General features: G+C 46.4%; 13 protein-coding genes. 11 read left to right on the top strand and 2 right to left on the bottom strand.

All coding sequences use genetic code 11. The features are described from left to right. Positions 1-136: 136 nt before the first annotated feature. Genes opuAA through opuAC form a run of 3 tightly spaced genes read left to right on the top strand, consistent with a single transcriptional unit; the run spans position 137 to position 3,124 of the window. Positions 137-1,393, top strand: a complete 1,257-nt coding sequence (gene opuAA, locus V756_RS0115920) for a glycine/proline betaine ABC transporter ATP-binding protein OpuAA (RefSeq protein WP_024715531.1) — start codon at positions 137-139, stop codon at positions 1,391-1,393. Between the two features lies 1 nt (position 1,394). After that, complete coding sequence (gene opuAB, locus V756_RS0115915) at positions 1,395-2,243, top strand: glycine/proline betaine ABC transporter permease subunit OpuAB (RefSeq protein ID WP_024715530.1); 849 nt, start codon at positions 1,395-1,397, stop codon at positions 2,241-2,243. Then, entirely contained in the window at positions 2,243-3,124 is an 882-nt protein-coding gene (gene opuAC / locus V756_RS0115910) for a glycine/proline betaine ABC transporter substrate-binding protein OpuAC (protein WP_024715529.1), read from the top strand. Before opuAB ends, opuAC begins: the two co-directional genes overlap by 1 nt. 37 nt (positions 3,125-3,161) lie before the next feature. On the opposite strand, the gene V756_RS0115905 is transcribed toward opuAC, so the two are convergent. Beyond that, a complete protein-coding gene (locus V756_RS0115905; RefSeq protein ID WP_024715528.1) occupies positions 3,162-4,313 on the bottom strand; it encodes a M20 peptidase aminoacylase family protein in 1,152 nt (383 codons plus the stop codon). 148 nt (positions 4,314-4,461) lie between these two features. On the opposite strand from V756_RS0115905, the gene V756_RS0115900 reads away from it, so the two are divergent. The 5 genes from V756_RS0115900 (at position 4,462) to V756_RS0115880 (ending at position 11,519) form a co-directional block, all read left to right on the top strand. After that, entirely contained in the window at positions 4,462-5,895 is a 1,434-nt protein-coding gene (locus V756_RS0115900) for a YfcC family protein (RefSeq protein WP_024715527.1), read from the top strand. Positions 5,896-6,010: 115 nt separating this feature from the next. Continuing rightward, complete coding sequence (locus V756_RS0115895; protein ID WP_024715526.1) at positions 6,011-6,502, top strand: DUF6773 family protein; 492 nt, start codon at positions 6,011-6,013, stop codon at positions 6,500-6,502. A gap of 244 nt (positions 6,503-6,746) precedes the next feature. Further along, positions 6,747-8,726 carry an alpha-amylase gene (amyE, locus tag V756_RS0115890; protein WP_024715525.1) on the top strand — a complete coding sequence of 660 codons (1,980 nt, stop codon included), beginning with the start codon at positions 6,747-6,749 and terminating at the stop codon, positions 8,724-8,726. Between the two features lie 175 nt (positions 8,727-8,901). Continuing rightward, positions 8,902-9,861, top strand: coding sequence for an L-lactate dehydrogenase (locus tag V756_RS0115885; RefSeq protein ID WP_024715524.1), 960 nt, complete (start codon positions 8,902-8,904; stop codon positions 9,859-9,861). Between the two features lie 32 nt (positions 9,862-9,893). Continuing rightward, the gene (locus V756_RS0115880; RefSeq protein WP_024715523.1) at positions 9,894-11,519 is read left to right on the top strand and encodes an L-lactate permease; all 1,626 of its coding nucleotides are present in this window, start codon (positions 9,894-9,896) and stop codon (positions 11,517-11,519) included. A gap of 41 nt (positions 11,520-11,560) precedes the next feature. On the opposite strand, the gene bmr3 is transcribed toward V756_RS0115880, so the two are convergent. Next, positions 11,561-13,099: a multidrug efflux MFS transporter Bmr3 gene (gene bmr3 / locus V756_RS0115875; RefSeq protein WP_024715522.1), complete on the bottom strand. Its 1,539-nt coding sequence runs from the start codon at positions 13,097-13,099 to the stop codon at positions 11,561-11,563. A gap of 112 nt (positions 13,100-13,211) precedes the next feature. Between bmr3 and V756_RS0115870 the strand changes: the two genes are divergently transcribed. The 3 genes from V756_RS0115870 to V756_RS0115860 all read left to right on the top strand — a co-directional run bounded on the left by V756_RS0115870 (position 13,212) and on the right by V756_RS0115860 (position 15,211). Next, positions 13,212-13,676 (top strand): MarR family transcriptional regulator, encoded by a 465-nt coding sequence (locus V756_RS0115870; protein ID WP_024715521.1) that lies wholly within the window; start codon positions 13,212-13,214, stop codon positions 13,674-13,676. Positions 13,677-13,750: 74 nt separating this feature from the next. Continuing rightward, positions 13,751-14,380 (top strand): LysE family translocator, encoded by a 630-nt coding sequence (locus V756_RS0115865; RefSeq protein ID WP_024715520.1) that lies wholly within the window; start codon positions 13,751-13,753, stop codon positions 14,378-14,380. Between the two features lie 69 nt (positions 14,381-14,449). Next, entirely contained in the window at positions 14,450-15,211 is a 762-nt protein-coding gene (locus tag V756_RS0115860) for a YqcI/YcgG family protein (RefSeq protein ID WP_024715519.1), read from the top strand. Position 15,212 lies beyond the last annotated feature (1 nt).

Here is a 15,212-nt window from a genome sequence, read left to right as displayed (position 1 = left end):
TTAGAAGCATAAATAAGGTCAAACGGCCACAGGGATGTTTATAAAGAAATGATACAGAATAATAGGAAATATGCTGTTTGTGGAGATGTTACATAAATGTTACGTTAATTAAGATTGCTTAATATGGAGGGAAAATATGAGTGTAGATGAGAAACCAATTAAGATAAAAGTCGAGAAAGTCTCTAAAATTTTTGGGAAACATACAAAGAAAGCAGTTCAGATGCTTGCCGACGGAAAGACAAAAAAAGAGATCCTGAAAGCGACTGGATCAACCGTTGGGGTAAATCAAGCTGATTTTGATGTATATGATGGTGAGATATTTGTCATCATGGGTCTATCAGGGAGCGGTAAATCAACGTTAGTACGGCTATTAAACCGGCTTATTGAACCGACTGCCGGAAATATTTACATTGATGGTGACATGATAACAAATATGTCTAAAGACCAGCTCCGGGAAGTACGCCGGAAAAAAATCAGCATGGTCTTCCAAAAGTTCGCTCTGTTCCCGCACAGAACGATACTTGAAAACACAGAATACGGACTGGAGCTTCAAGGTGTAGACAAACAAGAACGCCAGCAAAAAGCACTTGAGTCTCTAAAGCTTGTAGGCCTTGAAGGATTTGAACACCAATATCCTGACCAGCTTTCAGGCGGGATGCAGCAGCGTGTCGGCCTTGCCCGCGCGTTGACAAATGATCCGGACATTCTTCTGATGGACGAAGCCTTCAGTGCGCTCGATCCATTGATTCGTAAAGATATGCAGGATGAACTTCTTGATCTTCACGATAATGTCGGAAAAACAATTATTTTTATTACGCACGACTTGGATGAAGCATTGCGCATCGGTGACCGAATTGTTCTAATGAAGGACGGTAACATCGTCCAAATCGGCACGCCTGAGGAAATCCTGATGAATCCATCTAACGAATATGTTGAGAAATTCGTTGAGGATGTTGATTTATCTAAGGTCCTCACAGCAGGCCACATTATGAAACGCGCTGAAACAGTGCGGATTGATAAAGGGCCTCGCGTAGCATTGACACTGATGAAAAACCTTGGAATCTCTTCCATTTACGCAGTTGACAAACAAAAGAAATTGTTGGGCGTAGTCTATGCGTCTGATGCGAAAAAAGCGGCTGAGTCTGAATTGCCTCTTCAAGACATTTTGAACACAGAATTTACGACTGTACCAGAGAATACGTATCTGACAGAGATTTTTGACGCTGTTTCTGATGCGAATATTCCAATTGCGGTTGTAGATGAGAAGCAAAGAATGAAAGGGATTGTCGTAAAAGGCGCACTGATTGGCGCGCTTGCCGGCAATAACGAGTATATCAACGCTGAAGGCACTGACGAACAAACACAAGATCCTTCTGCACAGGAGGTGAAATAAGATGGATAGACTGCCTAGAATACCTTTAGCAGATATCATTGACCGTTTTGTTGACTGGATTACGATAACGTTTGGCGGATTCTTCGACGGAATCGCAAACGGATTGGCCGCTTTTGTAAATGGAATTGTCAGCGGTCTTGGATTTATCCCATCTATTTTGTTAACGATTATTTTCGCTGCACTCGCGTGGTGGATCAGTACGAGAGGAATTGCGTTATTTACATTGATTGGATTCCTCCTGATCGATTATTTAGGCTATTGGGATCCAATGCTTCAAACATTGGCGCTTGTTTTGACATCTGTGATTATTTCGATTGTGGTCGGGGTTCCGATCGGAATTTGGGCGTCCCAGAAAGAAACGGTTCGCCGTATTGTCACGCCTATTCTTGATTTAATGCAGACAATGCCTGCTTTCGTATATCTATTGCCGGCAATTTTCTTCTTCAACATCGGTGTTGTACCGGGGGTTGTTGCATCCGTTATCTTTGCAATGCCGCCGACAATCCGCATGACTGTTCTCGGTATTAAACAAGTGCCGGCGGATCTGATTGAAGCGACTGAGGCGTTCGGTTCTACGACAGCTCAGCGTTTGTTTAAAGTTCAGCTTCCGCTTGCGACAAAAACCATTCTGGCCGGAATCAACCAAAGTATCATGCTTGCGTTATCAATGGTTGTTATCGCCGCGATGGTCGGTGCGCCTGGACTTGGTTCTGAAGTATACAGCGCCGTTACACAGCTGAAAACAGGGGTCGGTGTAGAGGCGGGTATCGCAATCGTTATCGTTGCCATTACGCTTGACCGTATTACGCAAAATATCAAAGTGAAGAAGAAAAGCAGGGGGAATGCCTGATGCTTAAAAAAATCATCGGTATCGGCGTTTCCGCCATGCTGGCGCTCTCACTCGCGGCCTGCGGTTCAGAAAGCGATGAAAATGCAACCGCGGCTGAACAGGTGAATAAGACCATCATCGGGATTGACCCCGGTTCAGGGATTATGGCCCTGACCGACCAAGCGATGAAGGATTATGGCCTGAATGACTGGACAGTGATTTCGGCGTCAAGCGCTGCGATGACCGCAACGCTTAAAAAGTCATACGATCGTAAGAAACCGATTATCATTACTGGGTGGACACCGCACTGGATGTTCTCTAGATATAAGCTGAAATATCTCGATGATCCGAAGCAATCCTACGGCAGCGCAGAGGAAATCCATACGGTCACACGCAAAGGCTTCAGCAAAGAACAGCCGAATGCCGCAAAGCTTCTCAGCCAGTTTAAATGGACGCAAGACGAGATGGGAGAAGTGATGATCAGAGTGGAAGAAGGCGAGAAACCTGCCAAAGTCGCTGCTGATTATGTGAAAAAGCATAAGGACCAGATTGCGGAGTGGACAAAAGGTGTTCAAAAGGTAAATGGTGATAAAATCAATCTTGCCTATGTAGCGTGGGACAGTGAGATTGCAAGTACAAACGTGATGGGTAAAGTCTTAGAAGACTTAGGCTATGACGTGACGCTTACTCAGGTAGAAGCCGGGCCAATGTGGACCGCAATTGCGACGGGAAGCGCGGATGCATCCCTTTCCGCATGGCTGCCGAATACCCATAAAGCATACGCCGCCAAATATAAAGGCAAATATGACGATATTGGCACCAGCATGACTGGCGTGAAAATGGGTCTTGTTGTGCCGGAATATATGAAAAACGTCAATTCAATTGAAGATTTGAAGAAGTAATGGAGAAAGCAGCCTGTAGCCAGGCTGCTTTTTTTCGTTAAGAAGCGTTAGCGGCAGCGGATGTTTCCGCTTTCTGAAAGGTTTTGACTACGGCGTTAGCCAAAATGTGAATGCCGGTAAATATCGCGTTTCGGTCAAAGGTCATGTGCGGGTGATGGAGTCCGGGCTGGAGTCCGCAGCCGAGACCGAGCATGGTTGTTTTCAGGTTCGGCACTTTCACGGCGTAAAAATGGAAATCCTCGCCGCCGGTGGTGACAAGCGGGTCATCAAGCTGCTCTGCACCGATGATATCTGTAATGGCTTCTGCCATGATCGCTTCTGCTTCTTTGTTTTGTGTTGCCGCAGGAAGGCTGTGCTCCTTTTGCAGTTCGATCTTCGCGCCGAATGCCGCGGCAGCCGATTCGCAGGCTCTTTCTGTTTCGGCGATTAACGTTTTCATGGCTTCATTGGTCTGCGCGCGCAAATCAAGGCTGAACGATGCTTTTCCCGGAATGATGTTAGAGCTTTCTCCGCCGGCTTGAAGTTTGGTCATTTTGACGGTATGCGGGATTTGCGGGTCAATATGAATGAGTCCGAGCTTATGTACAAGTAATGCCGCAATTTCAATGCTGTTTATCCCGAGATGCGGGCGTGCGCCGTGGGCTTCCTCTCCGATAATCGTCCCCTCAATATGCTGGCTTGATCCGTGCAGAATAGATGGAGCGCAGCGGCCGTTCTGTGTTTCCTGAATCGGACGGACGTGAACGCCGTACAAATAATCGACATCATCAAGCACGCCTTCTTCTATCATTTTCAAGGCGCCGCCTCCTTTTTCCTCTGCCGGCTGAAAAATGAAACGGATTGTTCCCTTCGGAAGCTCTGACTGTTTTTTCAGCAGCATTAACGTGCCCAATGCCATTGTCATATGTGAATCGTGGCCGCAGGAATGATTGGCGCGAAATGTCCCGTTGACCTCCTGCCATAATGCGTCAATGTCAGCACGCACCGCTACAACCGGCGAGCCCGAGCCGATTTCGCCGACAACTCCGGTGCAGTCTGAAAACGTGCGCGTCCGGCACCCTAAATCCCCAAGCTTTTGTTTTAGAAATGCCGTTGTCTCATATTCCTTCCAGCTGACTTCAGGGTTCGCGTGCAGATGCTCGAAGATGTCCATAATGGTTTGTTTCATGTCTTCGGAAAGCTTTTGCATGGTAAGAAGTACCTCCTTTTATCAGAATGAATTTTACTTGCTTTCCTTTATTTCTATTGAAACAGAAAGATAGGCTGTATATAATATAGCACATATTGCGACTTTTCAGAATAATGAATATTTTCAAACAGAGGAGATGGATCAAAATATGAATATGCCAGCAGCCGACACACAGCCTAAGAAAAAACGAACGACATTTAAAATGCCTGACGCCTATGTCCTCTTATTTATCATTGCTTTCATTTGCGCCATTGCTTCGTATATTGTGCCTGCGGGTGAATTTGACCGCGTAACAAAGGGGGATGTCACGACCGCCGTTCCGGGCAGCTATCATTCCATTCAACAGTCTCCGGTCAGCTTGATCAGCTTTTTTACTTCTCTTCAGGATGGAATGGTCGGATCAGCACCCATCATTTTTCTGATTTTATTCACAGGCGGCACCATTGCGATTTTAGAAAAAACGGGTGCCATCAACGGCCTGATTTACAATGTCATCAGCAAATTCCGCACAAAGCAATTATTATTTATTTGTATAGTCGGCGCGTTGTTCTCTATTCTCGGAACAACCGGAATTGTCGTGAATTCAGTGATTGGGTTTATCCCCATCGGCCTCATTGTCGCACGCTCCTTAAAATGGGACGCAGTCGCGGGCGCCGCCGTTATTTACATCGGCTGTTACGCTGGATTTAACTCTACCATCTTATCGCCGTCTCCGCTCGGTTTATCACAATCAATCGCGGAGCTGCCGCTCTTTTCGGGGATCGGACTGCGTGTTGTGATATACTTATGTTTTTTGCTGTCTTCTATTTTTTATATCTATCTGTATACGAGAAAATTAAAAAAATCAAAGGATGCCAGTGTGTTAGGAACAAATTGGTTCCCCGCGGCAGGAATGGGCGAAGCGGGTACAGAAGAAGATCAGTCAGTTCCGTTTACCGTTCGCCATAAGCTGATTTTGGCTGCGGCGGGACTGTCGCTGATCGGATTTTTATATGGGGCTTTGAAGCTGGGCTGGTCTGACTCACAGATGGCTGCGACGTTTATTTTTATTTCTGTCCTTGCGGGTTTAATAGGCGGGCTTGCGGCAAACGATATTGCCAAAACCTTCATTACGGGCTGCCAAGGCCTTGTATACGGGGCGCTGATTGTCGGGATGGCGCGAAGCATTTCCGTCATTCTTGAAAATGGCAAGCTTCTCGATACAGTCGTCAATGCTTTGGCTTCGCTTTTGGACGGCTTCAGCCCGATTGCCGGCGCGATCGGCATGTATATCGCCAGTGCGCTTCTTCACTTTCTCATTTCTTCAGGGTCTGGCGAAGCCGTTGTATTTATTCCCATTCTGGCGCCGCTCGCTGATTTGATGGGGATAACAAGACAGGTTGCTGTGGAGGCGGTTATGCTCGGAGAAGGAGTCGTCAACTGTGTGAACCCAACGTCGGGTGTTCTCATGGCGGTGCTTGCGGCCAGCGGCATTCCGTACGTCAAGTGGCTGCGGTTTATGGTGCCGCTTGCTCTGATTTGGTTTTTGATTGGGCTTGTTTTTATTGTGATCGGTGTCATGATGAATTGGGGGCCGTTTTAACGATTGCTGCCCGCCGGCTTGTACGGCGGGCTTTTGAGTTATTCATTGCAGAGGCGCAGGCTGTTATTGTAACATGTAAGCCATAAGCCATTCGTAAAAATGCGGGAGGAAGGTCATGAATAATCTGCGTAATAGACTTTCAGGCGTGAATGGGAAAAGTAAGAGAGTAAAAGAGAAAGAACAAAAAATCTGGTCGGAGATCGGGATGATAGCGGGAGCGTTTGCGCTCCTTGATGTGATCATTCGCGGCATTATGTTTGAATTTCCGTTTAAAGAATGGGCTGCAAGCCTTGTGTTTTTGTTCCTCATCATCTTATATTACTGCATCAGGGCAGGAGCGTCGGGAATGCTCATGCCGAGAATAGCCACCAAAGAAGAACTGCAAAAACGGGTGAAGCAGCAGCGGATAGAATCAATTGCGGTTGCCTTTGCGGTAGTGGTGCTTACGATGTACGACAGGGGGATTCCCCATACATTCTTCGCTTGGCTGAAAATGATTCTTCTTTTTGTCGTCTGCGGAGGCATTCTGTTTCTGCTTCGATATGTGATTGTGAAGCTGGCATACAGAAGAGCGATAAAAGAAGAAATAAGGAAGAAATCATCTTAGAAAAGGTGGTTTCTTTTTTGTGTGTAAAGTGAGGGAAACGAGCGGCGTTTCTATTTCATAGGAATATAGGTTTGAATTCACTCTATCAAGTTGTTTTGATAGAGTGAATGTGATAATTTGAGATGTAAGCGCTAACAAAATTCTCCAGTCTTCATATTCGTTTGAAAGGAGGAAGCGGAAGAATGAAGTAAGAGGGATTTTTGGCTACACAGTCATTTTCAAAATCAAATAAGGAGTGTGAAGGATGTTTCAAAAACGATTCAAAAACTCTTTACTGCCGTTATTTGCTGGATTTTTATTGCTGGTTCATATGGTTCTGGCAGGGCCGGCGGCTGCGAATGCCGAAGCGCAGAACACATCAAATGAACTGGCAGCGCCACCAATTGAAAGCGGTACCATTCTTCATGCTTGGAATTGGTCGTTCAATACGTTAAAACAAAATATGAAGGATATTCATGAGGCAGGATATACAGCTATTCAGACGTCACCGATTAACCAAGTAAAGGAAGGGAATCAAGGAAATAAAAGCATGTCGAATTGGTACTGGCTGTATCAGCCGACATCGTACCAAATTGGCAACCGTTACTTAGGCACAGAACAAGAATTTAAAGAAATGTGTGCAGCCGCAGAAAAATATGGCGTAAAAGTCATTGTCGATGCGGTCATCAATCATACGACAAGTGACTATGCCGCGATTTCCAATGAGATTAAGAGTATTCCAAACTGGACGCATGGAAACACACAAATTAAAAACTGGTCTGATCGATGGGATGTCACGCAGAATTCATTGCTCGGGCTGTATGATTGGAATACACAGAATACTGAGGTACAAGCCTATTTGAAACGCTTCTTAGAAAGAGCATTGAATGACGGAGCAGACGGATTCCGCTATGATGCCGCCAAGCATATAGAGCTCCCGGATGACGGGAATTACGGAAGCCAATTCTGGACGAACATCACAAACACATCTGCTGAGTTCCAATATGGAGAAATCCTGCAAGATAGTGCCTCCAGAGATGCAGCATACGCGAATTATATGAATGTGACAGCATCTAACTATGGACATTCCATAAGATCCGCTTTAAAGAATCGTAATCTGAACGTATCGAATATTTCCCATTATGCATCTGATGTGTCCGCCGACAAATTGGTCACATGGGTGGAATCGCATGATACGTATGCCAATGATGAGGAAGAGTCAACATGGATGAGCGATGACGACATCCGTTTAGGCTGGGCAGTGATTGCTTCTCGCTCAGGCAGTACGCCTCTCTTCTTTTCCAGGCCTGAGGGCGGCGGAAGCGGTGTGAGATTCCCGGGGAAAACCCAAATAGGCGATCGCGGGAGTGCTTTGTTTAAAGATCAGGCTATCATTGCGATCAATGCATTTCACAATGCAATGGCCGGGCAGCCTGAGAAGCTCTCAAATCCGAATGGAAACAATCAGGTCTTCATGAATGAACGCGGCTCGCACGGCGTTGTGTTGGCGAATGCCGGTTCATCTTCAGTCGCCATCAATGCCTCAACGAAGTTACCAGATGGCAAGTATGATAATAAGGCGGGAGCCGGTTCATTTCAAGTAACGGATGGTAAACTGTCAGGCACGATCGAGGCCAGATCTGTGGCTGTTCTGTACCCATCCGGTGCTGCGAGCGCACCTCACGTCTCTCTTGAGAATTACAAAACAGAGATCACGCATTCGTTCAATGATCAGCTGACGATCACCCTGCGTGCAAATGCGAATACAACAAAAGCCGTGTATCAAATAAATAATGGGCAAGAGACTGCGTTTAAGGATGGAGACCAATTAACGATCGGAAAAGGAGATCCGTTTGGCAAAACATACAACATCACGTTAAAAGGAATAAACAAAGATGGTGTAACGAGGACCCAAAAATACAGTTTTGTAAAAAGAGATCCGTCTTCAGCTAAAACCATCGGCTATCAAAATCCTAATCATTGGGGCCAAGTAAATGCTTATATTTATAAACAAGATGGGGGCCGGGCAATAGAATTGACCGGATCTTGGCCGGGTAAAGCAATGATTAAAAATGCAGATGGAATTTACACGCTGACACTGCCTGCACATACAGATACAACAAACGCCAAAGTGATTTTTAATAATGGCAGCGCCCAAGTGCCCGGCCAAAATCAGCCTGGCTTTGATTATGTGCAGAATGGTTTATATAATGACTCAGGCATAATCGCTTCTCTTCCTCATTGAAGGCAAGCGATCAAAATGAAAATCCCAAAGAAGCCATCTCAGATGGTTTCTTTTTTTTGTTCACAAATCAGCAAAACTTTTTTCTTGCAAAAGTTTGTGAAATGGTGCACAATATAAATGTGAAATACTTCACAAACAAAACATCAAAGATAAACATACTTGGAGGATGATTCATATGAACCATGTAAATAAAGTAGCTTTAATCGGAGCAGGTTTTGTTGGAAGCAGTTATGCATTTGCGTTAATTAACCAAGCGATCACAGATGAGCTTGTGATCATTGATTTAAATAAAGAAAAAGCAATGGGCGATGTAATGGATTTAAACCACGGAAAGGCGTTTGCGCCGCAGCCGGTCAAAACATCTTATGGAACATATGAAGACTGTAGGGATGCTGATATTGTTTGCATCTGTGCCGGTGCAAACCAAAAACCTGGTGAGACACGCCTTGAATTAGTAGAAAAGAACTTAAACATTTTCAAAGGCATCGTCGGGGAAGTCATGGCGAGCGGATTTGACGGCATTTTCTTAATCGCGACAAATCCGGTGGATATTTTGACTTACGCAACATGGCAATTCAGCGGCCTGCCAAAAGAGCGGGTGATCGGAAGCGGTACAACACTGGATACTGCGAGATTCCGTTACATGCTGAGCGAATACTTCGGTGCAGCGCCTCAAAACGTGCACGCGCATATTATCGGAGAGCACGGGGACACAGAGCTTCCTGTTTGGAGCCACGCGAACGTCGGCGGTGTGCCGGTCAGTGAAATTGTTAAGAAAAACGATGCATATAAACAAGAAGAACTTGACCAGATCGTAGACGACGTGAAAAACGCCGCTTACCATATTATTGAGAAAAAAGGCGCGACTTATTATGGGGTGGCGATGAGCCTTGCCCGCATTACAAAAGCCATTCTTCATAATGAAAACAGCATTTTAACTGTCAGCACATATTTGGACGGAGAATACGGCACAGATGACGTGTACATCGGCGTTCCGGCTGTCGTGAACCGCGGAGGAATTGCGGGCATCACTGAGCTGAATTTAAATGAGAAAGAAAAAGAACAGTTCCTTCACAGTGCAGACGTCCTTAAAAACATCTTAAAACCGCATTTTGCAGAACTTCAGGTCATCTAATTCGCAACTATAGAGTAAAGGGCTGATTGTCAATGTGGGAGCAGTTGTATGATCCGTTTGGAAATGAGTATGTGAGCGCACTTGTGGCGCTCACTCCGATTCTCTTTTTTCTCTTGGCTTTAACTGTTTTTAAAATGAAAGGCATTCTTGCGGCATTTCTTACTCTAGCCGTCAGTTTCTTCGTCTCCGTTTTGGCATTTCATATGCCGGTTGAAAAAGCGATTTCTTCTGTTTTGCTAGGGATTGGGAACGGACTGTGGCCCATTGGCTACATCGTCCTGATGGCGGTTTGGCTTTATAAAATCGCAGTGAAAACCGGAAAGTTTACCATTATCCGTTCCAGCATTGCCGGCATTTCGCCTGACCAAAGAATACAGCTATTATTAATTGGTTTTTGTTTTAACGCGTTTTTGGAAGGCGCGGCCGGTTTTGGTGTTCCGATTGCCATTAGCGCGGCGCTGCTCGTCGAGCTTGGTTTTAAACCGTTAAAAGCGGCGGCGCTCTGCTTGATTGCCAACGCAGCCTCCGGAGCCTTTGGAGCGATCGGGATTCCTGTCATCACAGGAGCGCAGATTGGTGATTTATCTGCTCTTGAGCTGTCACGGACATTGGTGTGGACATTGCCAATGATTTCGTTTTTGATTCCGTTTCTGCTCGTTTTCCTGTTGGACCGGATGAAAGGAATCAGACAGACATGGCCTGCCCTGCTGGTCGTGAGCGGTCTGTATACAGCTGTTCAGACACTGACAATGGCAGTGCTCGGACCGGAGTTAGCAAACATCTTGGCGGCCTTATGCAGCATGGGCGGGCTTGCGCTCTTCCTCCGCAAATGGCAGCCGAAGGAGATTTATCGGGAGGAAGGAGCCGGCGAAGCGGGTGATAAAAAGACATACAGTGCCGCTGACATTGCGAAAGCGTGGTCTCCTTTCTATATTTTAACCGCGGCGATCACGATCTGGAGCCTTCCTGCCTTCAAAGCGCTTTTCCAAGAAGGCGGGCTGTTATATCAGACAACACTTCTTTTGAAAATGCCTGTTCTGCATCAGCAAATCATGAAAATGCCGCCGATTACGCCATCTGCCATGCCGTTAGATGCAGTCTTTAAAGTCGATCTGCTGTCAGCGACTGGCACAGCGATTTTAGCGGCTGTCATTGTGACAGGGCTGTTCAGTAAAAACTTCTCGACTCGGGATGCTTTTGCTTCCTTGAAGGAGACGGGAAAAGAGCTGTGGGTGCCGATTATCACGATTTGCTTTGTGATGGGATTTGCCAATCTGGCCAACTTCGCAGGGCTCAGCTCTTCAATTGGGCTGGCATTGGCGAAGACAGGAGACTTGTTCCCGTTTGTCAGTCCTGTTCTTGGCTGGATCGGCGTGTTTATTACCGGCTCTGTTGTCAGCAATAACGCTTTGTTCGGGCATTTGCAGGTTGTCACCGGAGCGCAGATCGGTGCGGGTTCTGATTTGCTGTTAGCTGCCAATACGGCGGGCGGGGTCATGGCGAAACTTGTTTCTCCTCAGTCAATCGCCATCGCCGCCGCAGCGGTCGGCCAGACAGGCAAGGAATCTAAACTGTTTAAGCGTACAGTAGCGTACAGCCTGATTCTGTTATTGATCATTTGTATATGGACGTTTATTCTTGCGAGATTAGGATTGTAATAGAAAAAGCAGTACATGCTGGCATGTACTGCTTTTTTGTGTTAATTTGCTTTCTTCGCCATTTCAGCTGTTGTTTTCACTCTGGCTTTTCCCATAAATAAAATGGTAACCGCAGCGAGGACAATTGGTATCAAAGCGAGCAAAAAGACATATGTGATACTTGATGACATCGCGTCAATGATGCGATTCAGGATCGCCTCAGGAATCTGGGAACGTGTTCCCGCTTGAAAAATCTCCTGCGGGTCGCCGATATGTTGCGCCGCACCGGAGCCCGCTGAGCCTTTCATGCCGCTGAAAGCGTCGCTCAGCTTGTTTGTGAATACGTTTGTTTGCACCGTTCCAAAAATAGTAACGCCCAGGGTCATGCCGAGTGACCGCAAAAATGAATTTGTAGAATTGGCCGTCCCTCGAAAACGAGGTTCAAGATCATTCATCGATGCCGCCGGCAGCAGGGAGAAGTTAAAGCCGACACCAAATCCTGAGATCATCATAAAGACGGTCAGCCATACCCGTGCTGTGTCAGGCGTCATATTGGAAAGCAGCAGCATGCCGATAAAGAAGGCGATAACAGATATCAGCATCAAATTGCGGAAGCTGGCCTTCGTTTGGAAGATCCCGCCGATCATGCTCCCGATGACTGATCCAAGCATCATCGGCGTCAAAATGAAGCCCGCGCTTGTCGCTGAGCTGCCGTATACCGCCTGAACGAAAATCGGAATAAATACCGCTAAAATAATGAATGTTCCGCCATACAGGAAAGCGAGAATCTGCGCTGTGGCAAACAAACGGTTTTTAAACATCCAGAACGAAATGATCGGCTCTTCCGCTTTTCTCTCCACAATAAAAAAGGCAATGAAGAAAACGGCGAATACAATAAACAGGCCGATGATCTGAATGGAATTCCAATCGTATGTTTTGCCGCCAAGCTCAAGGGCGAACATCAGGCATACAATGGATACGACCAAGGTAATCGCGCCGCCCCAGTCAATTTTCTGCTTTCTGTGCTCCAGAGATTCTTTGTAGTAGCGAATAATGAAAAACAATGACAATGCGCCGATCGGCACGTTGATGTAAAATACCCAATGCCAGCTGATCGCATCTGTAATGACCGCACCTAACAGCGGCCCAAGAACACTGGATAAGCCAAAGACAGCGCCGAACATGCCGGACATTTTTCCGCGTTTTTCCGGCGGAAACAAATCAAAGATAATGGTAAAGGCAATCGGCAGGAGCGCGCCGCCTCCAATCCCTTGAATGGCCCGGTAAATGATCAGCTGATTCATTGTCTGTGCAATCCCGCATAAAGCCGATCCAATTAAGAAAAAAATAAGTCCAAACAGGAAAAAACGTTTTCGGCCGTACATATCGGAGAGCTTGCCGTAAATCGGCATTCCAGCCATGACCGCCACCATATAGGATGCCGTGACCCATGCAAATTTATCGAAGCTTCCAAGATCCGCTACGATGCTGCCCATCGCGGTGGCAACAATCGTATTGTCCATTGCAGACATTAAGATGCCCAGCAAAAGACCGAGGACCACAAATTTGGTGGAAGCCTGTTTTGCTGTTGTTGTGTCCATTTGTTCTACCTCCTCTTACTTTTCTATGTAAGTTCTGATATCATGATAATAGTTTGATCGTTAAATATCTCGATTATCAAGATAAATTCGATTTTATAGGGAGGACTGTCAGTTGTCAACAAGAAATTCTAGAAGTGAGTTGGAAAAGACTTCCGTTCAGCTTTTTCGGAAATTGGGCACCAGAACGGTTCTGTTTCATCAGGCAGCCGCTCAAGCCCTCGGTCTGTTTCCCACCGATTTGAAATCAGCTGACATCTTAAATGAAGCGGGGCCGATGACGGCCGGAGAGCTGGGGAAAAAGACAGGCCTCAGCACAGGTTCCGTCACCGCGCTTGTTGACCGGCTGGAAAAAGCGGGGTATGTGGCGCGGGAAAAGGACCCGAACGACCGCAGAAGAGTCATAATCGTTCCTTTAACCGCTTCGAAAAAACATGTAAAGGATTTGTTCCGCTCTCTGTCCGAGTCCACGATGGATTTGTGCCGCGAGTATACGGAAGAAGAACTGGAACTCATTTTCAGCTTCGTAGGCAAAGCCGCCGATATTATGGAGGAAGAGCTTGAACGTCTGAAACAGTAAGCGAATTTTGTGCATAGCTTGGCCCGTTCCCGAATACATTGTACAAGTTACGTAAGAGAAGGGAGTACGGGCCGGTGAACATTTTTTTGAGCTATATTGTGCTGGGGCTGTCCTTGTCTGCGCCTGTAGGACCAGTGAATGCGGCGCAAATAGACAAAGGAATTAAAAATGGTTTCTGGCATGCATGGATTTTTGGTTTAGGCGCCATGACAGCGGATGGACTGTACATGCTTTTCATCTATTTCGGACTGTCGCAGTTTTTGACCGCTCCATTCGTGAAAACGTTTTTATGGCTCTTTGGCTTCTTTGTGCTGACCTATACCGGAATTGAAACGCTGAAAAATGTCAGAGAAGCAATGGATGTGCGAAGCTCACGGGGAAAAGTGTCATACAGGAAAACGTTCGCCTCGGGTTTTCTCATTTCACTGTCAAATCCATTGAGCATCCTTTTTTGGCTTGGGATTTACGGAAGCATCCTTGCGAAAACAGCAGAGGCCTACAATATGAATCAGCTTCTTATCTATAGCTCCGGCATCATGATCGGCATTTTAATCTGGGATTTTTGCATGGCGATTACAGCCAGTACGTTCAGAAATCTGCTTCATGAAAAGCTGTTGAGAGGATTGACCGGAATCGCCGGTATATCTCTCCTTGTGTTTGGCTTTTACTTCGGTTATCAGGGCATCAAACAGTTATTAGGCTGATTCATGAAGGACAGTCACCTGCCGCCTCCCGTTTTAATATAGTATCCAGATGATACTGGAGGTGGATCGATAGTGAATGGGATTTACACCAAAAGTTTTCTGGAACGTAATCAAGATGAGCTTTCTGATTGGCAACGAATCGCTTTTGAGCTTTTGGCTGAAACTGTGGCGGATCATGCGGATACGTTTCCGTGCATTCCCGGACGCCAGGCGTTTCTGACAGACCAGCTTCGCATTGCTTTTGCCGGAGATCCGCGGGAAAATCGTACAGCGGAGGAACTGGCTCCGTTGCTTGCGGAGTACGGCAAGATATCGCGGGATACCGGGAAATACGCATCCCTCGTTGTGTTGTTTGATACACCGGAAGATTTGGCAGAGCATTATTCGGTTGAAGCGTATGAAGAGCTGTTTTGGCGCTTTTTAAATAGACTGAGTGAACAAGACGAAAAAGAGTGGCCGGAAGATATTCCGGCCGATCCCGAGCATTATAAATGGGAGTTTTGTTTTGACGGCGAGCCGTACTTCATTCTGTGCGCCACGCCGGGGCACGAGGCGAGAAGAAGCCGGAGCTTTCCTTTTTTTATGATTACGTTTCAGCCAAGATGGGTGTTTGAAGACTTAAATGGATCAACCGCTTTTGGCCGCAACATGAGCAGAATGATCCGATCCCGGTTAAAGGCCTACGATCAAGCCCCGGTTCACCCGGAATTAGGCTGGTACGGAGGAAAGGATAACCGCGAATGGAAACAGTATTTCCTCCGTGACGATGAAAAACAGGTATCGAAGTGCCCGTTTTCTTATTTAAAGAACATGTTCAACAAATTAAAATAAA

The sequence above is a fragment of the Bacillus tequilensis KCTC 13622 genome, from assembly GCF_000507145.1.
Taxonomy (GTDB): Bacteria; Bacillota; Bacilli; order Bacillales; family Bacillaceae; genus Bacillus; species Bacillus tequilensis.
Note: the sequence above shows the minus strand (reverse complement) of the source record. Positions and strands in the feature narration are given on the sequence as shown.

Bases quoted from the DNA above. Each gene is read 5' to 3' on its own strand.
- opuAA (WP_024715531.1), top strand. From the start codon at position 137: ATGAGTGTAGATGAGAAACCAATTAAGATAAAAGTCGAGAAAGTCTCT.
- opuAB (WP_024715530.1), top strand. From the start codon at position 1,395: ATGGATAGACTGCCTAGAATACCTTTAGCAGATATCATTGACCGTTTT.
- opuAC (WP_024715529.1), top strand. From the start codon at position 2,243: ATGCTTAAAAAAATCATCGGTATCGGCGTTTCCGCCATGCTGGCGCTC.
- V756_RS0115905 (WP_024715528.1), bottom strand. From the start codon at position 4,313: ATGCAAAAGCTTTCCGAAGACATGAAACAAACCATTATGGACATCTTC.
- V756_RS0115900 (WP_024715527.1), top strand. From the start codon at position 4,462: ATGAATATGCCAGCAGCCGACACACAGCCTAAGAAAAAACGAACGACA.
- V756_RS0115895 (WP_024715526.1), top strand. From the start codon at position 6,011: ATGAATAATCTGCGTAATAGACTTTCAGGCGTGAATGGGAAAAGTAAG.
- amyE (WP_024715525.1), top strand. From the start codon at position 6,747: ATGTTTCAAAAACGATTCAAAAACTCTTTACTGCCGTTATTTGCTGGA.
- V756_RS0115885 (WP_024715524.1), top strand. From the start codon at position 8,902: ATGAACCATGTAAATAAAGTAGCTTTAATCGGAGCAGGTTTTGTTGGA.
- V756_RS0115880 (WP_024715523.1), top strand. From the start codon at position 9,894: ATGTGGGAGCAGTTGTATGATCCGTTTGGAAATGAGTATGTGAGCGCA.
- bmr3 (WP_024715522.1), bottom strand. From the start codon at position 13,099: ATGGACACAACAACAGCAAAACAGGCTTCCACCAAATTTGTGGTCCTC.